We start from the raw sequence: 25715 nt of genomic DNA, 5'->3' as shown, positions 1-25715 counted from the left end.
TTCACTCCGCAATCGGTTCAAAATGTTCACTAATCTTGGCCTTGATACGCTCTTCTACCATTTCTGCTATTTCCACAGTCTTAAGGCCCTTGTACTCATCATAATTTATCGGATCTAAATAGTACACGTAGGTCTGTGTAGGTCCATAATGCGTATCAGAGTTGTAAACTTTATAAGAATCAACAAGGGCAACAGGCACTATCGGCGCCTTGGCCATTTGAGCAACTTTAAAGCTTCCCGCCTTAAACTTCTCAACTATGTTCCCGTTATTCTCCTTGTACCCGCCTTCAGGAAAAAGAATAAATTTCCTTCCGTTTTTAAGTTCCATTGCCATTTCCTGGAAAACTCTTATGGTCTGTCTTGGATCATTTAAGACAAGTCTTTTGCCCTTAACAAGATTCAAGAACTCAGAAACCAGAATGATATGGGATCTCTTTTCATCCATAACAAAGGAACAAGGCTTTTTGTGAGTTGTAAATATTCCTAATACGTCATATTTCCCCTGATGATTGGGATACAACATATATCCGCCCTCTTTTGGCAGATTCTCTGTTCCAAAAGCCTTAGTACTGTAACCTGAAGATCTGTTCATCTTGGTTACCATCTCATTGGCAAGAGCGTATCTCTCTTCATCTGTGTGGCTGTCGATATTAAGAAGCCAAAGACGGGATTTTATAACGTAATAAATTATTCTATGTAAATTAATTAATATAGTGTGGTAATAATTTCGCATTAAAGTTTTTCCATAAGAGACTTAAAGCCGTATTTTTCAAACTGTTCTCTGGCCTTTTCCACATTGATATTTACCTTAAAATCATCAAGTTCCTTTTTGAAATCATAGTCTCTTCTGATCATGGCAAGGTCTTTTGACAAAAATGCCATATCCCTGTACTCAGTCAGGGCTTTCATAGGACTTCTTGATATTCCAAGATTCTCTTTCCAGTAAGCACCCAGCTCTTTTAACTTCTTGGCATCGCCTTCGCAGGCATCAATAGCGCTATAGATTCCTTCAACAGTGCCATACTCAGCCAGAAGCGGCATTGCTGCGCTACTAACGCCCTTAACACCCGGAATATTATCACTGCTATCTCCCTGGATACCCTTAAGATCCGGTATCTGCGCAGGATTAACGCCGTACTCAGATAAGCAAAGAGGCGGTGTAACTTCAAAGGCCTTATCGGGAATCTTTACTATCTTTCCAGTCCAACCATATTCTGCGCTGTATTTAGCCTGCAGTTCATCAGCAGTCTCCTGCTTGGTCTGAATAAGCCAGACTCTTGTGTAGTCGCTGACCAGCTGCAAATAATCGTGGTCCTTGGTGATGATATAAGAAGGAATCTCTTTTTCAAACTTAGAAACAACGCTTCCAACTATATCGTCGGCTTCGTACTTCATGTCATACATGACCTGGAAGCCAATCTCCGAAAGGAGCTCTTCCATGTTCTTAAACTGTTCTTTTAAAGGCTCCGGAGTCTCGCCACGGTTTCCCTTATAATCGGCATATTTTTCCCTTCTGAAGGTATCCCTTGTCATATCAAAGGCAAACATCATATGCGTAGGCTTTTGCTCTTCGATTATCTTCATGATCGTTCGCATCATACCATACATGGCGTTTGTGTACTGGCCTGCCTCATTATGCATGATCTGGGAAAAGAGCTTTTCTTTTTTCTCAGGATCTTTTTCAAACAAAAGTGCTTTGGGAAGATTGCCGTAGTAATTGGTAACAAGCATTGAGCTTCCGTCTATTAAAATAAATTTATTCTGTGACATTTATAGATTCCTTTTTGTATGAATAAAGTTTCCAACCCCAGAAGATAAATGCTAAAAGAGAAGCAAGTTCAGCAAGTCTCCAATGCCATGGTTCTGTGAACTTTATCTTTATCTGTCCGCTAAATCCTGCAGGAATATCAATAGCAAGCTTGTAGCTCTCTGCCCTGTAGGTCTTTAACTTCTGGCCATTGCCTTTGGCTGTGTAATATCTGTAGCCCCAAAGAGGTGCTTCTACAGTAACTGTCTCACTTGTAGGATTGTTAACCTCTGCTGTGATCTGAAGTCCTTTTCTCTCCACCACAGAAGCTGTTGCCTCTGTTTCCTCACGGATCACCATATCAGGCTCTGTAGAAATAAGACTCTCATCTCTTCCTGTAACGATAAATTCTGCATCAAAGTTGACTCTCAGCGGAGTGTTGTCAAACATAGTGATAGGGTTTGCCTCTACAGCAGTTTCTTTGTAGAGTTCTCCCGCGTGATAAATGCAGGTCATCATGATGATAGCTCCCACAACAATAGCTATCTGTTTGCCTGTATTTTCCTTTACTATCACTTTAAGTGAAACTGCCAAAATAAATACAGTCACTGCGCAAACAATATCAAGCACATGCCATGGATACTGAATCTCTGCGTAGTGTTCGTAAATGCTGTAAAGTCTGTCCTTAAATATGAACAGCAGCTTGTTGTTTAAGCACATATAGAAAAGGAAGCAGTTAAAGAGCCATATTCTGGCATAAACGCTTGTTTTTTTTGCAAACTTTCCTGTGAGAACTGCAGCAAGGCCAATGGCCATTATAACAATGGTTCCATATCCCATGCCTGCCCAGCCGCCTGACTCTCTGCCTTTGTCATAAACTTCAGTGAAGATAGTAACCATCTCCTGACCACGTTCCCAGAGAATATCAGTGTAGTCATTGCCTCTCATGTCATCAAAGAAATCAAGGAGCGGCACAACGAAAAACGCGCTGGATAAAAATGTAAGTCCCATAGCCTTAAACAGGTCAATGAGTACAGGCTTTTGCAGTGTCTTTTCAATCATGAGAAGGCAGAAAAGAGGAATTGTAAAAGCGAGAATATATGGCGTGATAACGTGGTTTGCAACTACCAGCGCGATACCAAATGCAAGTGTGACATAGCCATATTTCTTTTCCCTTGTGTAAATATCGTAAAGTCCAAGTACGACCATAGGAAGGAAGGTGTAAGCACCAAGCTCTCCAAGTGTTGCTCCTGTGTAAAGAGCCTGAAGTCTGAATCCAACAAGTGTATAGAAACCTGCGCACAACAGAGCTATGTAGTCATTACCTGAAACTCTTTTGCCCATGTGATAGGAAATCCAGGCTGTAAGCACGTTGTGGAGAACATAATAAAACTTGTAGGCAAACTGGATGCTGAATCCTAAAATTACCAGGATTGCTGAAGGGTAAAGGAACACATCACCATATCCTACGCCAACGGCGTATCCATAGTCATTATCCCAGCCACTCTGGATCTTGACCGGGAACTGGCCTGTCTGAAGACCCTCAGCAAGAAAGGCAATTCTTCTTAAGTGATAGAAAATGTCATCACCAAAGTATATTTTTCTGTAAAAGAGAAGTAAGCTTGATAAAAATACAATGAAAACCATGCCCGCAACAACATAGGCTTTGCGGCTGAGGTAATCGATGGTCTCTTTTTTCTTAAATAAATAAAGGAAAAGCACTATATCGATCAAAAGGAGGGCAAACAGGAGCTTGGTTGTCTCATGAAGGATTGTCTGACCTGCCATGTAGACGACTGATACACCATTGACCAGGCAATAGTAGCCATCGCCCTGTTCATCAGTTGCAGGACCCATTCTCACTGCAAAATCAGTGCCATAATGAACCCATGAGCGGTATGTGATCTGGTGTGATCCTGCAGGAAGCTCAGCGCGGTCGCTGCTGACAAGATTGGCCTGTCCATCAGGAGTTGTATCTTTTGTAGCGATAAGTGTGCCGTATGACTGATGCCATGTTCCGCCATTTGCTTCAAAATCCATTGTTACGGCGTAGATTCCTTTGCGCAGGAAAAACTCCGGTGTATAGATCACACTCTCAGGTTTGTTGGAGTGATCAGCGTAAAAGCCCGGCTCTGTCACTGTGCTGGCCGTTGCCTCATCATAATATGAAAGTATCATATCATCGCTGGTAAAAGAGATCTCTTCATGCCTGTAAAATCTAAGGGCATTAACCACAAGAAGTACTAGCTCGAGAGCTAGTACTCCAATAATCAAATTTCTTTTGTTTTCAAAAAACTTTTTCATTCAAAAATATCCTCGCCAAAACGTACTTTCAGTTGGGCCTTTATGGCTCTAACAGTTCCTTCAAATCCAAGTTTACTACTGTCAAGACACAGGTCATAGTTCATGGCGTCTGTCCAGTTCTGTCCTGTGTGATGATGGTAGTACTCGGCGCGGTATTTATCCTCTGTTGCTATGTATTTCTCCAGCTCTTTTCCTGTAAGTGGCTGAACCTTGCCTGCCTGCTCCATCAGGAAATCATGTGGTGCATGGACAAAAACACTTAGCACATTTTCGTAATCTTTTAAAACGAAATTAGCCGCACGTCCAATTATAACACAGCTTGTATTTTCTGCCAGTTTCTTTATTGTAGCAGCCTGAAGATTAAAAAGATTGTCTTCTGATGTATATTCCTTGCTGTCAGGGCCTATAACATCTCCCTTGTACACATTTACCGGAGTGCGAAGGAAACCTCTTTTTCTGCGTTTTTCATCAACTTCCAGAAAGAGGCCTTCACTTATGCCACTTTCTTCTGAAGCAATCTTGCTAAGTTCTTTGTCATAGTAGTGGATGCCAAGTTCATTTGCCAGCATTTCTCCAACTGTACGTCCGCCACTGCCGTACTGACGGGCTATTGTAATGACGATGTTTTTTTTCATGTTTATTCTCCTAGATAAGCAGACTTTATAGATTCATCATTAAGAAGTTCGTGAGCATCCCCCTCTTTTACGATGCTTCCGGTCTCGAGGACATAGGCTCTGTTGGCGATGGAAAGTGCCTTTTTGGCGTTCTGCTCAACCAGGAGCACTGTCACTCCATCTTTATTAACATCTTCAATGATGCTAAAAATCTCGTTTACAAATATAGGTGAAAGTCCCATGGATGGCTCATCCATAAGGATAATGTCAGGGTGTGACATAAGTGCTCGACCCATGGCAAGCATCTGCTGCTCACCGCCTGAAAGAGTTCCTGCAAACTGGCTCTTTCTCTCTTCAAGTCTAGGGAAGCGCTTGTATATCATCTCAAGAGTGCTCTCAAATTCTGCCTTATCATTTCTGGTATAAGCACCCATCTTGAGGTTCTGCAGAACAGTCATCTCTGCAAAAACTCTTCTTCCCTCAGGAACCTGCGCCATTCCAAGGCTGACGATCTTATGATTTGGGATCTTTGTCAGCTCTTTTCCCTGATATAAGATACTGCCGCTATCGGCCTTTATAAGGCCTGATAAGGTGTGAAGTGTTGTTGTCTTACCTGCTCCGTTCGCACCAATAAGAGCAACAATCTCGCCCTTATCTACATGGAAAGAAATCCCCTTTAGAGCCTGGATCACACCGTAATATACGCTTAAATTATTGACTTCAAGTAAATTTGCCATATTCAATCTCCGATGTATGCTTTTATAACTTCCGGATCCGCCAGAACCTCTTTAGTTTCGCCCTGACACAGCACTCGTCCAAAGTTGAGCACTGTGAGCTTCTCACAAATTCCTGAAACAAGCTTCATGTCATGCTCAATGAGAAGGATAGTCATATCAAACTCTCTTCTCACAAGGGCTATTGTCTCCATAAGCTCCTTTGTCTCATTAGGATTCATGCCTGCTGCCGGCTCGTCAAGTAAAAGGAGCTTAGGATTTGTCGCCATAGCTCTGGCAATTTCAAGTTTTCTCTGCTTACCGTAAGGAAGATTGGATGCCAGGATATCTTTTTCCCCGTCAAGGTCAAAGACCTTTAAAAGGCGAAGGGCCTCCTCTTCCATCTCTTTTTCTTTTGCCTTGTAGCTTCCAAGGTGGAAAACACTCTCAAAAAGGCTATATTTAATGCGCTCAGAAAGACCAACCTTAACGTTGTCTATAACTGAAAGCTGCTTGAAAAGTCTGATGTTCTGAAAGGTTCTTGCAATTCCTGCGTGATTGATCTCAATCGTGTTTTTCCTTGTAATATCCTGACCATCAAGCTTTATGATTCCTTCATCGGGCTTATAAACACCTGTAAGAAGGTTGAAAACTGTTGTTTTGCCGGCGCCGTTTGGTCCGATAAGGCCATACAACTCGCCCTTTTCAATTTTCAGATTAAAATCTCCAACTGCGCGAAGACCGCCAAAAGAGATGCTAAGATTGTTTACTTCAAGTAGTGCCATTATGCCATCTCCTTTCCGCTCTTCTTAAGGAGGTTGCCAAAAGTTCTTTTCCTCCACTCGATTACCTTAGGTGACCAGTTAACGATCATCATCACGATAAGAACGATTGAGTAGATCAGCATTCTGTAGGTGTTAAGGCCACGAAGGAGCTCCGGAAGAAGGTAAAGTATGCATGCTGCGATCACGCTTCCTCTGATATTTCCGATGCCGCCCAAAACCACGTAAACAAGGATCATGATCGACGCGTTGTATCCAAAGTACTGGGATGAAGCTGTAAGAGTTGTGATGTTATGTGAGAAAAGAACTCCTGCAGCGCCTGCAATTGCAGCTGAAATGGTAAATGCCATCATCTTGTATCTGGTGACATTGATTCCTGAAGCCTCTGCAGCGATGTAGTTATCTCTTACTGCCATGATAGCTCTGCCGTCTCTTGAATTGATCAGGTTGAGCACAACAAAAAGTGAGATAAGAAGAACTGCGATTCCAATAGCAAAGTTGGAATCATGTGGTGTTCCTGTGATTCCCATGGCGCCGTTTACAATGATCTGTCCATCCGCTTCCATGTTGAGTTCCATGGCGTTTTTCATAGAGAAGTGAAGTCCATGGCTATCAACTCCAATATAGAAAGCATTGATAACATTTTTTATGATCTCACCAAAGGCAAGAGTAACAATAGCAAGGTAGTCGCCCTTAAGTCGCAGAACAGGGATACCAATAAGGAATCCAAACAGTGCAGCAAAAGCGATGCCTATGATAAATGCAATAATGAATCTTGGCGCAGTTGGAAGCACTTCCTCAGTCACTTTTGAAAAGAATGCACTTGTAAATGCGCCGATGCACATAAATCCGCAGTGTCCGATACTGAGCTCTCCCAGGATTCCGACGCAAAGATTAAGTGCCACAGCGATAACCGCATAGTATGTCATTGGAACCAAAAGGCCTTTCATGTGGCTTGAAAGATTGCCCGTTGCCGATAACACCTGAAATATTATAAAGGCAAGAATTACTATGCCATATGTAATGAGATTGTCACGTTTTGTTTTGCTCATTTATATAAGTCCTTTCACTAAGGATGATTTGTCATAAGGAAGTTCTGCTCTCACACTTCGTGTTCGCCAGAACAAAGGTCTGACTATGATTCGAAAAAACCTCATCAAGTCATACCTTTTCCAAGTATTTTTTTCCTAAAATGCCGGTTGGCTTAACAAGAAGTACGATAACAAGAATACCGAACACGATTGCATCTGAAAGCTGTGATGAAATATATGTCTTACTCAGTATCTCAACGATACCGAGAACAAGTCCTCCGATCATGGCTCCGGGAATCGAACCGATTCCTCCAAGAACAGCTGCCACGAAGGCCTTGATACCGGGCATTGCGCCTGTATATGGTGAAAGTGAAGGATATGCTGAGCACAAGAGCGCTCCCGCAATAGCTGCAAGAGCAGAACCAATGGCAAATGTAAGCATGATAGTTCTGTTAACATTGATGCCCATAAGTGCTGCAGCGCCCTTATCTTCAGATGCTGCCAGCATAGCCTGTCCCTGTTTTGTCTTATTAATAAAGAGCTGTAAAACAATGAGAATAACGATACTCACAACAATTGTGACGATTGTTACTCCCTGGATCTTAAGTTGTCCATCAAAAAGTGTGATTCCTTCCCATTTGACTACGGAAGTAAAAGATTTAATGTCAGCACCAAATATTAAAAGGGCTACATTTTCCAAAAGGTAGCTGACACCAATTGCAGTGATAAGAACTGCCAAAGGAGATGCTGCACCTCGAAGTGGTCTGTATGCCACGAACTCAGTTGTAATTCCCAAAAGTGTGCAGAGAACAATGGCAATAAGGATCCCTATAATAGGATTGCCTGAAAGTGCTGCGCTTACTGAGAAAATAATGTAGCAGCCCACCATGATGAAATCACCGTGTGCAAAATTAAGCATCTTGGCAATTCCGTAAACCATCGTATATCCAAGGGCTATTATGGCATAGATACTGCCAAGACTCAGACCATTTATGAGATATGTCAAAAAACTCATAGTCTCCTCCAAAATATTGATATCTTTTTTCATGATGAGAAAAACGCTGAGAATGCGGATTCCTCTTAAATATAATGCGCAAATAAGCTCTTTTTCATGTTAAAAATTGATTTAATTATTGCATCATTATAATAATAACACAGTAACAGAAAACGAGGGCATTTATTTCTAAGCGCCCTCGCTTGCATTTACTTTTATTTTCTAAGGAAGTTACACCTCTCTTCGCTCGGTGTAACACGTTCGAACCAGACTCGAAATTACCTCGTCAGGTTACCTCAGCTTAGTTGGCTGAAACGTATGCACCATCCTTGATAACTACGGCCTTTGGCTCTTTGTTAGGCTCACCGCTTGCATCCCAAGTCATCTTTGTTGATGTAAGACCTGAAGCTTCAATCTCTGTCATAGCGCTCTTAAGAGCTTCACAAAGATCAGATGTGCTCATATCAGGTGTTGCATTCTTTGACTCAAGTGCCTGCTTAAGGATGAATACTGCATCATAAGCATCTGCTGCGAACTGGTTAGGTGTATCACCATATTTTTCTTTGTAGTTCTTTACAAAGTTAACTGTAAGATCATCTGTTGCATCAGCTGCGAAAGGTGTAAGAAGCATTACGCCCTCAGCAAGTGCTGTGTCAAAATTCTCAACTGAAAGGATACCATCCATACCATCAACACCGAAGAATGTTGGAGCATATCCCATTGTGTTTGCCTGTGTAAGGATAAGAGATGCATCTTTGTAGTAGATAGGAAGGAATACAAGGTCTGCACCTGCATCTTTTGCCTTCTGAAGCTGTACTGAGAAGTCTGTGTTGTTGTCCTGTGTGAAAGCTTCAGCTGAAACTACTTCGTAGTTCTTTCCCTCAGACTCCTGAACAAACTTCTGATAGATACCGTTTGAATATACGTCTGAGCTGTCGTAGATGATACCAACCTTTGTAGCAAGGTTGTGATCTGAAATATACTGAGCTGAAGCAATACCCTGGTTAGGATCTGAGAAGCATACACGGAATACGTTGTCATATTTTACGCAATCCTCAGCTGATCCTGAAGGTGTAAGCTGGAACATGTTGTCAGCCTTTGTGTACTCTGAAACTGCGATTGAGCAAGCACTTGTTGTTGAACCAACAAGGATCTGCATGCCCCAGTCCTTAAGAGTGTTATAAGCATTTACTGACTTCTCAGCGTTGAGCTCATCATCTTCTTTGCTGTACTCAACCTGATAACCGTTGATTCCGCCTGCTGCATTGATCTCTGCAACTGCAAGCTCTGCTGCGTTACATACTGCATTACCGTAAGCTGCTGCGCCACCTGTAAGAGGTCCTATCGCACCAATCTTAAATGTAGCACCTGCTGCACTGCCTTCTGCCTGTGCTTCGCCTTCTGCTGCTCCTGTAGCACCTGTGCTCTGAGCATCACCACATCCAACAAGTGATGTAGCAAGGAGCGCTGACGCCATGAATACGCTAAATGCCTTAGTGAACTTCTTCATAATATTTTTCCTCCTTCATAAGAGTGTAAACACAATGTATATATGTATACAATCTCGTATTTACTTTTAAAGGTTAAAGCATTGTAGTGTAAAAGTCAATAGATTCTACTTAGAATTGCATAATTCATTTATGATTGTTACAATTGAATAAAGGGGGATAAACATATGCTACAGTTGTGTTATCTGGGGATGGCCTTTGCAGCAGTATTCTACATAGTTTTCGGACTAGCTGTAAAGCTCATGGATTTGGATGACAAGCTCCGGAATTATACCCGGCTGGTCATCTTGATAACATCTCTTTCTATTCTGGTGTTATCATCTTTAAGTTCCACCATTCTTAATATGAGGGTTGGTATCTATCTGTACGGTATACTGAGCCTGATTCTTTTTGTGGCATCTTCGTTCATTCTGCTTTCCATCGTTATTGAACTGCATCATATAAATACTAAAAATAAAGTCCGCAGGTTTATGATTCTTTTCGATAAAGTCGAAAGCTTTATCAGCGAGGGCAAGACCCAGGAAGAAATCATGTCCTATCTTACCGGAATTCAAAAGCTCACCCGCAAGGAAGCCAGCGATTTCCTAATGTTCATCTCAGATCCAACCAACCACCAGTTTCTAGCCGACGTCAACGAACAGATCCATGCCGCCAAAGTGCAGTATGAAAAGAAAGGATGATGATTTGGGCATATATCGCAAAAAGAATATCCCAGAACTATTTTCTAGTTCTGGGATTAGATGAGTACGGTAAAAACATTCAAAATGTCATACAATTCTAAATTCATCAAATTGCGGATCTTCTATGAAGCTCTTAATAAGATTCAATGGCGTCAAGCCAATAGCTTCATGATGGATCTGCTCTCTGATAACCATCTTCTCGTACGAAGATAACTTAGAATACTCAGGGTGTGTCTTTTCGTACTTTTCATTCAGCTGGTCAAAAAGATTATACTCCGGATCGCCCCACGCAAATACTTCGGCTGTCTTCAAGTTTGGTTTGAACGGAGAGTATTGCAGCTGGCTGTTTTTCATAAGCAGGTCGCTCCTTTCTCTCTTTCCATTTATGTCCAACAATTGAAGTCTTTTTCCGAAGGATAAGATTACCCCTCAACATAATTTTATCATAAATTTAAACAAAATTTCATAATTGGTCATAAAAATTTAATACAAAATTTCAATGGCAATAATTGATTCCCTTATCCTCTGAGAATATCATTAAAGTAAGTAATGGTGGGCTTTTTGCCGATTTTTATCTGAAAGCAATATTATTGAATTTTTGGAACAATTGTCTTAATCGGTTTCGATACAATTGTTTAATGATGTTTGCACTTTTTTAGAAAGGGTATGTATGGGATTAACAGTTGGTGGAATTGGAAACATGTACGGAATGAGTTTTGTTCAGCCTTTGAACTATAGGGTAAAAAACGAAGCTGATATATCTGACGCATTTACTGAGACAGGTATGCAGGGCGCCGTGATGAATGTGCCGCCTGTGATATATCCAAATGCACAGGTCGCATCACCCCAGGAAGACTCTGATTCATTGTCCATGTCTATGGACTATGTAAAAAAATCTCAGGAAACAAATAGGGCCTACAACGAAGTCGCTCAGAAATTCCAAGGCATGACAATTGGATATGGACAAAATATGTCCGGTCAAACATATGGCGTTCAGGGAGCTTCACTAGATTTATTCGCTTAAATAAAAGAGCGGCACGCTAAGGTGCCGCTCTATTTTTTTGTTGTGACTCAAACCGCATCAATAGCGAGTTTCACAGCTCCCATTATTCCCTGGTCATCGTTTAGGCTTGCAGGAACGATGTATTCATCAATGTTTTTGATTTCATCAGTGTTGATGTAACCATTAAGCTGCTCAATGACTTTTTTCCTGATAAGTGGAAAGAGCTGCATCTGGTGCATTACGCCGCCGCCAAGAATGATTATCTGAGGACTTAAGGTAAGAATATATGAGCTGAGGGCCTGTGCAATATAGGCACTTTCAAGTTCCCAGACTTCGCTATTGTCAGCAAGTTCAATAGCTTTTTTGCCCCAGCGCTCTTCTATTGCAGGGCCTGCTGCCAGACCTTCAAAGCAGGTACCGTGATATGGGCACTTTCCTTTGTAGGTATCTCCATCTTCCAAAGCAAGTTTAATGTGCCCCATCTCCGGATGAAGCATGCCATGAAGGAGCTTGCCATTGGTCATAACTCCGCCTCCTATGCCTGTTCCGATTGTCAGGTAAATGGCATCAGTCTTATTCTGTGCACATCCCCATGTGATCTCGCCAAGAAGTGAACCGTTAACATCTGTATCAAATCCAACAGGAACATTAAGCGCCTTCTTGAATTCTCCTACGATATCGTAGTTTCTCCAGTCAAGCTTTGGTGTGGATGTAATATATCCGTAAGTCTTTGACTCCTTATTCAGGTCAATTGGTCCAAAGCAGGCAATTCCAAGGCTAACGATCTCTTTATCTTTAAAGAAATCAATCATCTTTGGCATTGTCTCTGCCGGAGTCAGCGTAGGAAAAGATGCCCTCTCCAAGATCTTTCCATTCTCATCCCCAATTGCTACTATCATCTTTGTTCCGCCAGCTTCAAGTGCTCCGTATCTCATTGTAATCCCCTTTTCTTTCCTATTGTTTTATAATTTGCTAACCCATATTAGCTTATCTCTGCAAGTGCTGCGAGCACTGCTCCCTGTCCCCAAGGATAATGTCCATAAGTCTGATAATGAACCCCAAAATCATCGCATGAGCTAAGTGCGTCAAGCACTGCCCCTTTTTCAGTATGCGACAACATGCACTCAACAGCCTTGTCAAAAGAGCTATCTATGTCTTCAACGTTATCAAGTATCCCGGCGTTATACCCCCTTGCCAGTGAATATGCGATCATGCCTGTTGCAGACATATCAATATGCCCTTCTGTCCCCTGAATCTGCCAGCTCCAACCGCCGTCAGCACGCTGATATTCAAGAGCTGTTCTGCTCATCTTCCTGTAAAGTCCGGTTATATTGAATCCGGAATTCATGAAACAGCGCTTCTTATCAGGACAATCTTTTTGGCACTCACTACTATCGAGATTTTCGCTATTTGGAATTTTCTCGTCATTATCATTTGCTTCATCACTGCTTTTAATTGCAGCACAGGCTGCCTCTGCGACTCCCATGTAAAGCCATCCGAATGCTCTTCCCCAGCCAAGAAGACCTTTTTTCTGGTTATCATGGAGCGAGTATCCGTGGTAATTAAGCCCACTTTTTTTGTCTACTCCCATTTCAAAGAAGTTCTTGATCTGCTTGCTGGCATCAAGCCTGGAACCGGAACTTATGACAATGTCGCTATCCGGAAAGGCGCTTGTATAAGCAGCCATGAACATGGAAACCTGTCCCACTCCGTCAGCAAAAATATTGGATGAATTTCTCCCCGGATTATAGATGATCGTTCCCTGCTCATCTCGAGGGGCTGTTAATATAAACTGTGCTATCTTGTCAGCTGCCTCTTTGTACTTATCTTCATGAGTAAGCTCATATGCTTTAATAAAACAAACTCCAGACAAGGCATCATCAACAAAGTCTATTTTTCCATCATAGGATTTAAGCCACATATCAAGGTGCGCTGAGATTACAGCAAGGCACTTGCTCTTTATTTCGCTGTTTTCCTGCTCAGCTGCCGATACAAGTCCCAGCATCAGCATTCCTGCAGGCCAGAACAATGGATCTTTAGTGCGGACCGAGCGCCCCATAAACCTTTTTACTACGTCTTTTGCCTGCTGGACCAAGGAAACATTCATGATTCCAAGTAAATCATTGGCTGTCCTGTCCAAGACCATTTTGTATCTTTCATCAACTCTATAGCCCATAATTAACACCTCTACGTGCAAATATAAATCATGTTTACTACTATTTTCCAAACTTGGCGAGGACTTTGCCAAGTACATACTTAAACTCTGCTGTTCTGCCGTAAAGTAGGAAATACACTCCGTTGAATACGACAGTAATGATTACAGCCATAACAAGGAAAGTTAGAATATTCAAATCCGCAAGAAGCCTGATACTGATAGCATTGCATACAACCATCACAAAGACAAGGCTTGCAAGGTATTTGCAGGTGTCTACGAAGTAGCTTTTGGCGCTCATGTCAAAGCAGGTGCGGTAGATAATGATTGGTTTGGTGATATTGGCAATTAATCCTGAAACAATTGTTCCAACGTAAATTCCGGCAAGGCCAAGGGGCGTCTGCACCAGCGCAATTGATATCACGAGGTTTACTGCACCCTGGATCAGAGCCAGGTACTTATCCTGCTCGAATACGCCTGCTGCGGTCTTATAGTTACTTAGGACAATTCTGTCGCCCTTAAAGTAATAGTCAATGAGAATACAGTAGATTACCATTGGCGCCAGAGCCCAGTAATCTCCGTACATTATCCTGATAAGAGGAGTCAAAAGAACCATGAATCCCACGCAGGAGTAGCCATAAACCCAGGATGCAAAAAATCTGTAGACTTTGAACATCTCGTACTGCTTTTCCTTGGACTCTGTGGCAATGAGGTTTCCAAAGCTAGAGATTACCGAATTGAAAATGATATTTACAAAATTTGAGACTGAGCTGATTACCATGTTGTAGTTATCAACAAAGCCTGCCATTTTTACTTCGATAAATGAAGAAATAATAAGGGCATCGGTCTGAAGTCTGGCTACATCGCCAACCTTATGGAACACAAGGGCTTTCGTCTTCTTCCAGACAGTGTCACTCTCCTCTTTTGACAGAGGCGTAATATCTTTTTCCGTAAGATATGGATACATCTTGTTAAGATATCTTGAAACAAATATCTTCTGAAGAAGCTGGATCACTGCATCTGTTATCAGGAACAGATAGAAATTCTTGGTAACGATGATGACAATTATCTGGAAAAAGACTGTAATAACCTTTGTTATTGTAAGAATATTGGTCTGGACATAGTTCTTTTGCTCAGCATTTACAAGACTGTATTTATAAGCAACAAAGTAGCTGCTGACAGTGTTAAAAAGAAAAATGAAATAGTAAAGGGTGAGATCTCGTAAAAGAACTCCATCCGGCTTTTTTACCAGATACTTAAGGAACGGCGCAAGAGCTGTGCCCATAACTGCCACTACCAAAGCAATACAGTAATAGGCCTTTCTGTACATCTGCATGTAAGACTTGATCTTCTCTTTTTCGCCGCGGGAAACCGGGCCGTAAAGGCTGAAGTTAAGCGCTGTTCCGATGCCAAGCTCTGCCATGTTTAAAATCGAGAGAATATTTGTGTATGTGCTGTTGATACCAAGCAGAGTTTCGCTCAGATGCATGATAAAGATCTTTCGCAGCACAAAAGACATGATCATGGTTGCGACCTGACCAATATATCCGAATGCAATATTTCTCGTTGCTGACTTAACTCTACCCATTAAAACAAATTCCTTTATACATCTAACATTTCGCTAATTACTGGCACTCTGTGCACTCACGCACATTTCAGACAATCACTCCGTTCTCATCAATGAGAATCCAATTCTTCCAGTACTCATGCATGATCTCAGGCTGTGCTTCCTGATTGTTTCTCATCTTAAGTGTGCGCACAAGCTCTCTGTCGGGACGCTTATTAAGTCTTGCTCCCCAGAAACTAAATGTGGAATTGGCACAGATATTGCCCTTGCAATGACTCATCAGCATGAGATCCTGAAGGCTGTTCTTTCCGGTGTTCCAATCTATGATCGTGTAGCGGGATTCATCGCTGTAGTGCTCCCTTGCGTACTCATGGTCATTGGTAAAAATATAAAAATGAGTATTCTCATCTTTTTCAAGGAAATAATTCATTGCACTCTCATAATATTTATCAGAGGCAATATTCCCAAGAATTCCCACATTTTCAGGACTCAGATAATCCCCACGTCTGATGTGGACACTTACCGAATTTTCTTTTTCCATCTTCGAAGCAAGAACAGCATTTCGCTGATCAAGTTCCGGAATGGAGTGAGACGGGAATACAAACAGATCCTGAAGCTCTGCCATCACATCGTCGTAGTAATATTGGCAGGCAAAATACCCCGTGATATAAACATCATCAAGGTCAAAGATCTCTTCATGATACATTTTGGTTTCCACAAAAACCTTTGCGTTGGAGCTTGCACTTTTTCCAAGCTTTTGTGAAACTTTCCCTGCTATCTTTTGAAAAAGATTCTGCTTTATAAGAGCATCTTTTTCCTCTTTCGTACAAATTTCAAAAGGAAGATCCTTAAAAAGAACCAGCTCAAACTCACGTGGAGCAAGCATATTTTTCTGAATTTCCGGGCCAAACCATGAAAGGTCCAGCTTAACTGTTTTTCCGCACTTTAAAAGTTTCCTGTACAGTGCATACTGCTGCATCTGGTTCCCCAAACCACCAGCTATCTGCAAAATTATCATATTTTCATCCCCAATTTTCTTCTCGTCCCTGTTTATTAACACCTTAAAACATAAAATCCATCATCACAACTATCGATTCAGTTATGAATGACTCATAACCCATTTATAGCCATTTATCAGCGCATCCGGATCTGACAGTTCCTGCACCGGAAGGCAGTAATTCTCATAACTTCCAAAAAGATCTGTCGCAATGCCACGGCTCTTTACTGAATAGCCAATAACAAGGGTAGGCACGCCACTTGAATAAGCGGCAATCGTGCTGTGAGTCCTTGCTCCCACAAAAAAGCTGCAGCCGGAAATATAGCCTTTTAGATCCGAAGCAGGCATATCTTCTACCAAAAAGACTCTTCCGCTATCCCTGAAAGCTTCAAAAAGCTCAGAAAGTGGCTTTCTGTCATCGCTGCTGCTCCAGACAACATGCGGAATCAGGGCGACTGACTGATCAGTGCTTTCCAATATATACTTAATGAATCTCTTGTAGTTCTCCATAGTAATCCCCGGAGTCTTCTCCTTGGCAATTACCATTGGGCTTAAGTTTATTCCGATGTAATTACCAGCCTCCAAGCTTGCTCCCTGGATTCCGTCGTGAAGCCCTGATACATCGTTTGTTTCAAGCTCAAAAGCCGGATCTTTCCTAAGTTCAAGCTTATCAGCAGAGATCCCTGCATTTAAAAGAGCATTGTAAGTTATGGACTCTCTTGCATAAATCCTGTCGAAGTTCTTAAGATCCTGCAAAAGAGCTGCATTCTTAAGGGAGCCAGGCTCAATGGAGCATCCCCAAAGGACTGTATCAAAGCCTCTTTTTCTGAAATAATCATGAGCAAGTATCAGGTCTGAAACCATCTCAGGATAACAGTAGTTGTCACCACCAATTGAAATCGCAAGGGGAGTATTGTTTGTCGCAATGCTCATATCCGCTTTTTCATCCCGTTTCTGAATATCGCACCTGTTATGCTCCTGAACATAGGCCCTGTAGCCATCCCTAAATCTGTATCTCATGAATGACTGCTTATCACCGGTTATCTTGCGCCATACGTAGTAGATCACATGGGCAAAAAAGTCCTGATCAATATGCCTTTCATTGGCAAGAACGCAAAGTCCCTGCTTTTCCAGCTCTCCAAGGGAATATTTCCTGTCCTCTTCCACATTGTTAGAAATAACAACAGGAATCGGAGTGTTCTCCATGTCGCATCCCTGCTCGATCCTCTTTCTATGAATGAGCTTTAGTGTGCTGTTTGCAATTGCCTCGCAACCATGATTTCCGCTGCCGGCATGATAATATAAAACTATCGGTCTGTTTAGATTCATGCGAATCCTTTCCTTAATATTTCTTATAATTCCCATAAAGTTTAAGATAAAACTTCGGATTGATTCTGAAAATAGTCACCTTGATCTTGTATCCAAATTCAAGGGCAGCAAAAGCACCTCTCACTTTAAGGGCATGGCTGACCTGTTCCCTGACTTTTGAAATAACAAGTGTTTCTATATCTTTATCTCTTTCGACTTCATCCGTCCTTGCAAGTTTCCCCGCCACCAAAAGAGCTGTCATGATCTGGCTTACAGCGACGCTCACAAAAGAATACTCTGAAAGAAACTCTCTTGCCCCAAGAAGCTTTTCTTCAGCCTCTTTCCAGCAGATGATCTCATCCATGTAGCTGGCCTTAAAAGCCTTTTTCATAGCGCCTTCAGGGTTATCCACATAAACATAGCCACTCGTTCCAGTGCACTTCACTGTCTTTTTCTTTCCCTGCAAAAGAGCTAGATCCAGGAGAAAAAGAAGATCCTCACCAATAGTCAGCCCTTCTTTGAAGGTGACGTGATTGTCTCTTATCTCACTAAGTAAAAAGAGCTTTCCCCAAACGTGGGTATTCCTATTCAGGATAGAGTTCTCAATATACTGATATCCACTGATACTAAGTCCCGACAAATACGCATCTGTGGAATCGATTATTACTGGCGTTGCACTCTCACAACCCGCAGCAGCAAGAAGATCAGTCACAAAACTCTCACCAACATAGTCATCTGCATCTACAAAGCAGATGTACTTGCCTGTCGCCTTCTCAATTCCCAGATTGCGGGCATGAGAAACGCCGTGGTTGCCGGTATGAACAGCTACACAGTTTGCACTTTTTTCAAGCTCATCTGCAAGCTCGCTGCTGCCATCTGTTGAGCCATCATCGACCAGGATTATTTCCAGCTCATCGGCATTTATGCCCTTCTGCCCAAGGCAGGATTCTACGCACCTTTCAAGGTATTTGGCTGCCTGATAAACCGGAATTATTATGCTTACCTTTTTTTCCATTAGTACGCAGTCCATTCCTCTCTATCAACGCTCCAAAAACATTCGATTCCATAGTGCTCTGTATAGAATAGATTGATCCAATAATCGCAATCATCAGAAATATCTGAATCATAGGCAAAAGAAAATCTGTTTTCCCACTGTGGTCTGAGCCTTGGAACACAAATTTCCACTTCCCCAGCCTCTACCTGCTGCCAAACGTAGGCATCACGCTCATCCATTTCTCTTTTGATCCTGGCGAGGTTTGCTCCCTGCTCGATATAAGTGAAAGCAAGCACAATTGCCCAAACTGCCACAAGTGAAGTTACTGCTGTCTGCAGCATCGTATATGAAAGGCCGCCCTCTCTGTCCGATGCGCTTCCTGACATAACATGTGTATTAGCCACAATTCCTATACCGTTAAGTACCGCCATCATCAGGAAAAGACTTGCACCGTAGTAGGTTCTTATCTGTGATGAAGGAACAGCAATAAGTGAAAAAGCTGTCATAAGAGCCACAAAGCCCAGCATTCTCATGTACTTTGTGGTCTCAAGGAATTTCTTTTTATCTGCTGACATGTAGTAAATGAAGATCAAAAGAACTACGAAAGCAGCCACTAGAATGAAATAGTTATCTCTTATGTTGATAACTATCTTCAAAAACCTCGCCATTATGGCTAAAAGACCTGTGTGCTCTTCCTCAGCAACTTCCGCCCTTCCAAAATTGCCGGGAGAAAGGATCATAACCGCAAATCCAATAAGATTTCCAATAAAACCTGTTATCATCCATGGCTTTACGAATCCACATTTTTTGCCATTCGCAAGCCATTTATCCACAAACAGGATCAGACAAAAGAGGATAACGCCGCCCGATGTGTTCTCGTTGCACCAGCCTGCCAAAAGTCCAAGGACAAACATCTTGATCATGAGAGAAAGGCTGTTGCCACTCTCAAGTCTCATGTGCCTTCTAAAATATGTACAATAGGCAATAGCGATGGTCCCTGTAAACAGATAGTTGCAGGCACCTGTCTCCCAAAAGACAGTGTTGCTCATAGCTGGGTCTAAAAACCACAAAAATAAAAGCACAAGACCATAAAGCCTTATGTCATATTTTCTCTTGTGATCAATATTCTCATACATAAGAAGTGATAAAACGGTAAAAACTGCTGCCGCAACCACGTTGAACACGCTCTTTGTCTTCATGAAAAGAAATACTCTGAGAATAAAGTGAGCAACGCTTCTGCCACTGTGGTTCATGTAATGCTCATATTCCTGACTAAACAGATCAAAAAAGTTTCCTGCCTTAGCCACAGTGTCGCCATATATGATGTCATCAGACATGTTTGGAGTTAAAAACTCATAGACAGCAATCATTAAGAATGCTGTAATCACAAGTCCTATGAAAAGTCTTTTGTTCTTTTTCTCAGGCATTATCAGTTCCTCTATTTCACTTTAGATTACCAACCATGTATTCATGAAATCAACATTTACTTCATTAACATATATCTATTCAATGATCATTACTCTCTTTGGCATTAATCCATTCAATGATCATTTATTTTTCAGCATCCTCATCACCTTGTAATAGGCTTTCCTGCAGAATCTTCCTGCAGTAATATCTACGTAGTGATAGCATTTTGAAAACGCTGTTACTTTTGGCATTACAAGATGACTGTACTCTGCGATGTGTTCCCTCAAGTACTGTGGATAACTCTCATCGATCTCGCATCTCTCAAAATGAGCATTTCTTCCAAAGATATCGTGTCCAAGGATGAGATGATCCATGGTTTCTTTCAAAACTTCCCTGTCGTTGTACTCCTGGTGAGCTGCGGCTTTTACCTTGACGCCGATTCTCTTGGTCGGGTCTTTTTCCACATGTCCGCCCATATATCCAAAGTGCCATCCACCATTTGGTACACGAACTGAGCGCTTATCGCACACAGAAACAAGGTCTCTGAGTCTTACGATTCCTTCCCTTGGAATGTTGTTTATGGAAGTTATCTTGGTTCCAAGCCATTTTCTATCAGCCTGTGGAACATCAGGAAATTCGCCGGTTATAGACATAAGTGTTCCGGACTTTTCCTCATTATTCATGTAAACATAAAAATTCCTCTGGGCCAGGTGGTAAACTTTTGTATTGTCGAAGTTATCCACAATATCTTTTAACACAAGAGGATTTGGGATCTCATCGGCATCACCAAAGATGATCACATCATCCGCCGTTGCTCCAATCTCCTCAAGTCCCTGTTTTAAGTGATTTTTCTGGAAGTAATCCCTCTCGTGGGTCACCTTGAAGTCTTTGTCCTCATCCACAACAATGTAGATTATCTTATCGAGGTATTCCTTGAACAGATCTTTATTTTTCTCAAAACACAGCTCTTTTGGCTCCCCGGAGAAAGTCGTAGTAGCTTCCTCAATTATGAACTTGTCCACATATGGGTCAAGGATCCCGAGCCTGAGCTTTAATATATCTATTTCGTTAAAAAAAGGTATTAAATCGTAAACCATGGGTCATTTCCTTTTTATCGCGCGCTTTGCCACTGACTTTGCACTGTATTTTACTCCCGATAAAAAGAGCTTTTGCATCGCCCCTTTTGATATCTGAAGTCTGTGCACATCCTTGCTCTCATCCGGAGCCCAGTCAGGAAGCGGCATCTGGCTATATCTTTTGTAAAATTCACTGTTAAATATATTTGAAAGCTCTGACATCTTTACAGAAATGGGCTGATCTGAATAAATGAGCTTGGCTATTGCAATGCTACAAGTCAAAGACTTTCTTCTGTCCACTGTAGTAACAAAACGCTCGCCACCCCATTTTTTTACGTAGCTGTCAAACTTATTCCAGGCTGTCTCCTGATTGGGGAGATATTCAATGTGATAACCGCCTGTAAGTCCCTTTTCGTTTGGTCTGTAGATGTAGAGAATCTTATCAAGATAAACGATTCCTCTGGCTTTATCCAAAAAAGCAGCGGTCTGCAAAAGATCCTCGCCATAATTAAGAAACATATCCCTGTCATCAAGCAGGACTTCAATCGCAAGCTCTCTCTTTACACACTTGTTCCACATAGCGTTAAGGGAGTCACCCTCACACATAACCTTGTAAAAAGAGTCCTTGGAAGCTCCATGATAAACCTTATTTTCTTCAAAAGGAAAGTTGAACTTTCTCTTGGACGGATTACTGCTTGTAGCTGCGTTATACAAAATAATATCCAGGGGCCTGTGAGCTATAGAAGCGTCGGTAAGCCCTCTACATATATCCTCAATCGCGGTATCCACCAAAATATCGTCCGCATCAACAAAAATGAGCCATTGGCCCATGGACTTTTTTATGCCTTCCTTGCGGGCAGCGTATGCCCCGATCTTTCCATAGTGATAGCAAAAAACAAATGGATTACCCGCTGCATACTCATCACAGATCGCAGGAGAATTATCCGTTGATCCGTTCTCTATCAGGATAAGCTCCGCATCCATTCCGCTCTTACCAAGCTGAGGGATAATGCAATCCATCAATTCTTTTATGTACTTTTCTGCGTTATGAACCGGAACTATAACTGAAAAGATCATTCTATGCCATGCTCCTCTTTCCACTTTTTACTTCTTCTCCAGAAAAGAAGCGGTCTTACTGCCATTTTGAATCTCTTTTTTGGGCTGTAGAATCTGGGATACTCCGAATTCTCACCCCACCATTTATGGAATGCAAATGGCTCTATTCCCTTGTTTTCAGGAAGTGGATGCTCCCTTCCAAACTGCACTGCAACTTCGATAGGTGCCCACTTCATGCCTTCGGCTTCCATGGCATTTTTATGGTAACAGCAAAGGAAAATATCCTCGTTATAAAATCCATCGTAAACCTTTTCCCACTTAAGATTATGGGCTGTAGGATATTCCAAAAGTCTCTTTGACCTGATAGATACGCTGTTTCCCACTCTACAGATTTCGCCCTTTGAATCTCTGTAGGCGTAATCATTTTTAGGAAGCGGCCAGGGAGAGCCAATATAGTCGTACTCAAGGAACTCGTCGCGCCAGTTTTCAGGATGAATAACAAATCCGTCAGCGTGGACCACCATACAGAAGTCTGTATTTATGTGATCCTTGAGTTCATAGACCATCTTGTAATTAAATTTATCGATACTGTCGAGCTTGGAGGTGTAACTGAATCTGATGTTCTTTGGCAGATAAAAAGGTCTTTTATCTGAAATAAGAACCGCATCTCCAAACTCAATCTCCCTCATGCTGTACTTCATGGCCTGCACAGTCTCATAAACGTTGACACTGGTCATGGCACAGAGCGTAACCTGCGGGAGCTTTAATTTTTTCTCCATTTTATTCCTCTAATATATTTGATATACAAACGTATAGCTGAGAATTATTATCAATACTGAAATCTCTTGATAATTCCTACACGCTTTTCAAGGCTTCTCAAAATCTTCTTTGCATAGAACAAGCCATAGAGGCATTTCCTGCGGATCACCTGGCAAAAGAGCCTTAGCTTACCCGGCCTTTGATTCCTTCGTGCATAAAGAGCTGATTTCTTTTTATACTCTTCAAGCTCTCTTCTGCACTCATCTGCCTCAAATATCCTTCCCTTTTTGTCCTGATAGTGCAAAAAGGTGTAGATATTCTGTTCTGAAGACCAGAAACCATCTGATATATTGTGCCTTGCCCAATACTTGGGCGCAATTGCGTATTTAAGCTCAGTGCTTGACATTACAGGCATAATTGAAAAAGATGAATTGGAAAGAATAAGATATCTGGCATTCTTTACTGTCACATAATCTTTTCCCATGTCAAAATGATGGCACTCATATTCCGGAAGAATCTTCCTTGCTGCCTCTTCATCCTCAGTCACCACCATGAATCTCATGGCAGGATTGATCTTCTTCATATTTTTTATCGCATTTAAAAAGTACTTTCTGTCAAGGTAGAGCTCCGGGTGATTGGTATACTCACCGCCGCGGATGTTTATGATGCACAGGTCATTCGCTGTGTACTCATAGGATTCATACTCAGGTTTAACCTTGAGCCAGTCCCTGATCTGATCTCTGTATTTTTCAAAGTAGCTCTGATCCTGGAGATTACCATAGATCAAAGTATTGTCTTCAATTTCAAAGAGCTTTGGATCCGGCCCACTTATATAGCAGCCATTTGCCATGTCATGCTTGGAATTGCCCATGTACAGGCGATCGTCCTGCTCAGTAAAAATCGTGAATTTGTCCTTGTCGGCCATAGGGATTTCTTTTCCCATGTCGATATCCATGAAATACATGCCTTGATGGGACTGGGCCACGTTTCCCACCTGACCGGGATTTATGAATCCATATTCCACGCCTTTATCAAGCGCCATACATCGAGTGACTATATAAAAAAACAACTGATTGCCGAGACCATACCCCGGTATAAACTCTGTTCCTATCATATAAACTCCAATCATAAGATTACAGGCTGATTGCCAGATCTTATGTATTATTCAAGGGCAAAACATCACATTACTGAATGATGGTCCTACCTTCAAGTGTTGTCTCTTTTATCTTCTCATCCTTAACTTCGTAGATAATATCGCAGTTAGCAATGGTGTTAAGTCTGTGAGCAATGATGATCATTGTCTTCTTGCCGTGGAAACTGTTGATGGCTTCCATAACTGCTGCTTCTGTCTCATTGTCAAGAGCACTGGTAGCTTCATCAAATACAAGGATCTCAGGGTTGTGATAAAGAGCTCTTGCAATACCGATACGCTGCCTCTGACCACCGGAAAGTCTGACACCTCTGTCACCAATCCTTGTATCAAGGCCTTCGGGAAGAGTCCTGATAAAGTCAGCAAGCTGGGCCTCTTCGCAAACTTCCCAGATTCTGTCGTCATTTATCTTATCAGCATCAATACCAAATGCTATGTTATCTCTGATGGACTCATCCACAAGGTAGATAGACTGTGGAATATAACCAATCTGCGCAAGCCATGACTCGTAGTTACTAAAGATATTGCTGCCATCGCAGAGGATCTCGCCGCTTTTAACGTGCAAAAGTCCGAGCAGAATATCTACAATTGTAGATTTACCGGCACCTGAAGGTCCAATGATACCAACTGACTTTCCTCTTGGAACCATCATGTTAGCATCAGTAAAGATATTGTCTTCGGAATCAGGATAATGGAATGTTATATCTTTAAGCTCAATCTCTTTTTCCAGATGAAGGGCAGGTCCTGCAACCTTGGCTCTCTCTGCACGCATCTCTTTTTCCATTTTCATGGATTCTGTGAGGTTGTTATAAACAAAGTCCAGACTGTACTGGTTGTAAGCTATCTGAGTAAGGTATGTGTTAATTCTGTTTGCTGATGGCATGATCCTGATGGCTGCCATACCAAAGGCTGTGATCTGCGGAAGAAGTGCTTTCGCATCGCCGCCATTTACAAGATAGATAAGCACATACAAAAGAACTACTGATATGAAAACAGTCTCAATAAGGAGCCTTGGGATATTGTTCAGAACAATATAATTTCTGTCGATATCAGCCCCGATCCTGCCTGACTCGTAATAGTTTCGGATAAAGAAATCCTGCCTGTTTAATACTTTTACATCCTTAAGTCCATAGATTGCCTGGATTCTCCACTTGGCGATCCTTGACTGTGTTTCCTGATTCTTCCTTCCGATTGTGTTAAGCCTTGGTTTCAAAATCTTGGTAATGATAAGTGTAAGTATCACCAAAACCACAAGGATAAGCACTGTCATCTGCCAGTTTACTGCCAAAAGCACGATTCCAAGGCAGATTGAAACTACCATCTCTGTTGAAAGTGACAAAAGAGAAAGCATCAGAGTAAATGTCTTTGGAATATCACTGTCAGTTATTCTAAATACTGTCGGAATATCCGCACCAAGGTAATCTTCATAGGGTCTATTTAAGAATTCTCTCATTACCCTGCTTATCATGTCATTTCTGGCTCTTGAAATGAATGTGTTCTGCTTGTAAACAAGGAAAAGCAGATACAGATTTTTAAATATAAACAGGAAAATAAGTGAAATAAGAAGTGCACTGGCGAGCTTAAGGTCAGTATTAAGGCCCAGTGCATTCACGATATTCTGGAGTATCTCACGTTTTTCTATCTGTCTGTGAAGAGACTCAGGTTTTAATATAACTGAAATAACCGGGATCATCATTGAGACACCTAAAGTCTCAACAACACCCCCAATCAGTATAAGGACAGCTAGTATGAATAGCTGTCCCTTTTGTTTTTTATCAAATATGTAATTTATCTTGGCAAGCAGGCTTACCTTTTTCGTATTACTCATTAAGATATTTCCTAACTATTTGTTGTATGTTCAAAGAAATAATGA

Annotated in this window: 24 protein-coding genes; 2 read left to right on the top strand and 22 right to left on the bottom strand. The window is 41.7% G+C overall.

The window, feature by feature from the left end; all coding sequences use genetic code 11:
- Window position 1: 1 nt before the first annotated feature.
- The 9 genes from G585_RS0102540 to G585_RS0102500 all read right to left on the bottom strand — a co-directional run bounded on the left by G585_RS0102540 (window position 2) and on the right by G585_RS0102500 (window position 9695).
- Window positions 2-733, bottom strand: coding sequence for a lysophospholipid acyltransferase family protein (locus tag G585_RS0102540; RefSeq protein ID WP_022772750.1), 732 nt, complete (start codon window positions 731-733; stop codon window positions 2-4).
- The gene (locus tag G585_RS16850) at window positions 733-1770 is read right to left on the bottom strand and encodes a 5'-3' exonuclease (protein WP_022772748.1); all 1038 of its coding nucleotides are present in this window, start codon (window positions 1768-1770) and stop codon (window positions 733-735) included. Before G585_RS16850 ends, G585_RS0102540 begins: the two co-directional genes overlap by 1 nt.
- The gene (locus G585_RS0102530; RefSeq protein ID WP_022772747.1) at window positions 1757-4051 is read right to left on the bottom strand and encodes a hypothetical protein; all 2295 of its coding nucleotides are present in this window, start codon (window positions 4049-4051) and stop codon (window positions 1757-1759) included. Before G585_RS0102530 ends, G585_RS16850 begins: the two co-directional genes overlap by 14 nt.
- Entirely contained in the window at window positions 4048-4686 is a 639-nt protein-coding gene (locus G585_RS0102525) for an AAA family ATPase (protein WP_022772745.1), read from the bottom strand. Before G585_RS0102525 ends, G585_RS0102530 begins: the two co-directional genes overlap by 4 nt.
- Window positions 4687-4688: 2 nt before the next feature.
- Complete coding sequence (locus G585_RS0102520) at window positions 4689-5402, bottom strand: ABC transporter ATP-binding protein (protein ID WP_022772744.1); 714 nt, start codon at window positions 5400-5402, stop codon at window positions 4689-4691.
- Window positions 5403-5404: 2 nt separating this feature from the next.
- Window positions 5405-6163 (bottom strand): ABC transporter ATP-binding protein, encoded by a 759-nt coding sequence (locus G585_RS0102515; RefSeq protein ID WP_022772743.1) that lies wholly within the window; start codon window positions 6161-6163, stop codon window positions 5405-5407.
- The gene (locus G585_RS0102510; protein ID WP_026663731.1) at window positions 6163-7212 is read right to left on the bottom strand and encodes a branched-chain amino acid ABC transporter permease; all 1050 of its coding nucleotides are present in this window, start codon (window positions 7210-7212) and stop codon (window positions 6163-6165) included. Before G585_RS0102510 ends, G585_RS0102515 begins: the two co-directional genes overlap by 1 nt.
- Window positions 7213-7321: 109 nt before the next feature.
- Window positions 7322-8206, bottom strand: a complete 885-nt coding sequence (locus G585_RS0102505; RefSeq protein WP_026663730.1) for a branched-chain amino acid ABC transporter permease — start codon at window positions 8204-8206, stop codon at window positions 7322-7324.
- 280 nt (window positions 8207-8486) lie between these two features.
- Window positions 8487-9695: an ABC transporter substrate-binding protein gene (locus G585_RS0102500; RefSeq protein WP_022772740.1), complete on the bottom strand. Its 1209-nt coding sequence runs from the start codon at window positions 9693-9695 to the stop codon at window positions 8487-8489.
- Window positions 9696-9860: 165 nt separating this feature from the next.
- Here G585_RS0102500 and G585_RS0102495 point away from each other — a divergent pair, with 165 nt between their 5' ends.
- Window positions 9861-10373, top strand: a complete 513-nt coding sequence (locus G585_RS0102495; protein WP_022772739.1) for a hypothetical protein — start codon at window positions 9861-9863, stop codon at window positions 10371-10373.
- 87 nt (window positions 10374-10460) lie between these two features.
- Here G585_RS0102495 and G585_RS0102490 read toward each other — a convergent pair whose 3' ends face one another.
- A complete protein-coding gene (locus G585_RS0102490) occupies window positions 10461-10727 on the bottom strand; it encodes a hypothetical protein (RefSeq protein ID WP_022772737.1) in 267 nt (88 codons plus the stop codon).
- Between the two features lie 316 nt (window positions 10728-11043).
- On the opposite strand from G585_RS0102490, the gene G585_RS0102485 reads away from it, so the two are divergent.
- Window positions 11044-11397, top strand: a complete 354-nt coding sequence (locus tag G585_RS0102485; RefSeq protein ID WP_022772736.1) for a hypothetical protein — start codon at window positions 11044-11046, stop codon at window positions 11395-11397.
- A gap of 47 nt (window positions 11398-11444) precedes the next feature.
- Here G585_RS0102485 and G585_RS0102480 read toward each other — a convergent pair whose 3' ends face one another.
- The 12 genes from G585_RS0102480 to G585_RS0102425 all read right to left on the bottom strand — a co-directional run bounded on the left by G585_RS0102480 (window position 11445) and on the right by G585_RS0102425 (window position 25670).
- Window positions 11445-12311: an ROK family protein gene (locus tag G585_RS0102480; RefSeq protein WP_022772734.1), complete on the bottom strand. Its 867-nt coding sequence runs from the start codon at window positions 12309-12311 to the stop codon at window positions 11445-11447.
- A gap of 47 nt (window positions 12312-12358) precedes the next feature.
- On the bottom strand, window positions 12359-13552 hold the full coding sequence (locus G585_RS0102475) for a glycoside hydrolase family 88 protein (protein WP_022772733.1): 1194 nt from the start codon (window positions 13550-13552) through the stop codon (window positions 12359-12361).
- Window positions 13553-13592: 40 nt separating this feature from the next.
- Window positions 13593-15116 carry a lipopolysaccharide biosynthesis protein gene (locus G585_RS0102470; RefSeq protein WP_022772732.1) on the bottom strand — a complete coding sequence of 508 codons (1524 nt, stop codon included), beginning with the start codon at window positions 15114-15116 and terminating at the stop codon, window positions 13593-13595.
- 67 nt (window positions 15117-15183) lie between these two features.
- Complete coding sequence (locus G585_RS0102465; protein ID WP_022772730.1) at window positions 15184-16113, bottom strand: alpha-1,2-fucosyltransferase; 930 nt, start codon at window positions 16111-16113, stop codon at window positions 15184-15186.
- A gap of 81 nt (window positions 16114-16194) precedes the next feature.
- The gene (locus G585_RS16845; protein ID WP_034480987.1) at window positions 16195-17421 is read right to left on the bottom strand and encodes a polysaccharide pyruvyl transferase family protein; all 1227 of its coding nucleotides are present in this window, start codon (window positions 17419-17421) and stop codon (window positions 16195-16197) included.
- 13 nt (window positions 17422-17434) lie between these two features.
- Window positions 17435-18415, bottom strand: coding sequence for a glycosyltransferase family 2 protein (locus tag G585_RS0102455; RefSeq protein WP_022772728.1), 981 nt, complete (start codon window positions 18413-18415; stop codon window positions 17435-17437).
- Window positions 18415-19821, bottom strand: a complete 1407-nt coding sequence (locus tag G585_RS0102450) for a DUF3329 domain-containing protein (RefSeq protein ID WP_022772726.1) — start codon at window positions 19819-19821, stop codon at window positions 18415-18417. The genes G585_RS0102455 and G585_RS0102450 overlap by 1 nt, the downstream gene beginning before the upstream one ends.
- A gap of 120 nt (window positions 19822-19941) precedes the next feature.
- Entirely contained in the window at window positions 19942-20898 is a 957-nt protein-coding gene (locus G585_RS0102445; protein ID WP_022772725.1) for a hypothetical protein, read from the bottom strand.
- A gap of 3 nt (window positions 20899-20901) precedes the next feature.
- Window positions 20902-21978: a glycosyltransferase family 2 protein gene (locus G585_RS18670; RefSeq protein ID WP_155827718.1), complete on the bottom strand. Its 1077-nt coding sequence runs from the start codon at window positions 21976-21978 to the stop codon at window positions 20902-20904.
- Window positions 21951-22712 (bottom strand): DUF5672 family protein, encoded by a 762-nt coding sequence (locus G585_RS16835; RefSeq protein WP_022772722.1) that lies wholly within the window; start codon window positions 22710-22712, stop codon window positions 21951-21953. The genes G585_RS18670 and G585_RS16835 overlap by 28 nt, the downstream gene beginning before the upstream one ends.
- 50 nt (window positions 22713-22762) lie before the next feature.
- On the bottom strand, window positions 22763-23806 hold the full coding sequence (locus tag G585_RS0102430; RefSeq protein WP_022772721.1) for an alpha-1,2-fucosyltransferase: 1044 nt from the start codon (window positions 23804-23806) through the stop codon (window positions 22763-22765).
- Window positions 23807-23876: 70 nt separating this feature from the next.
- Window positions 23877-25670 (bottom strand): ABC transporter ATP-binding protein, encoded by a 1794-nt coding sequence (locus tag G585_RS0102425; protein ID WP_022772719.1) that lies wholly within the window; start codon window positions 25668-25670, stop codon window positions 23877-23879.
- Window positions 25671-25715: the final 45 nt, after the last annotated feature.

The organism is Butyrivibrio sp. AE2015 (assembly GCF_000420825.1).
Taxonomy (GTDB): Bacteria; Bacillota; Clostridia; order Lachnospirales; family Lachnospiraceae; genus Butyrivibrio.
This window is presented reverse-complemented; position numbering and strand designations above follow the sequence as displayed.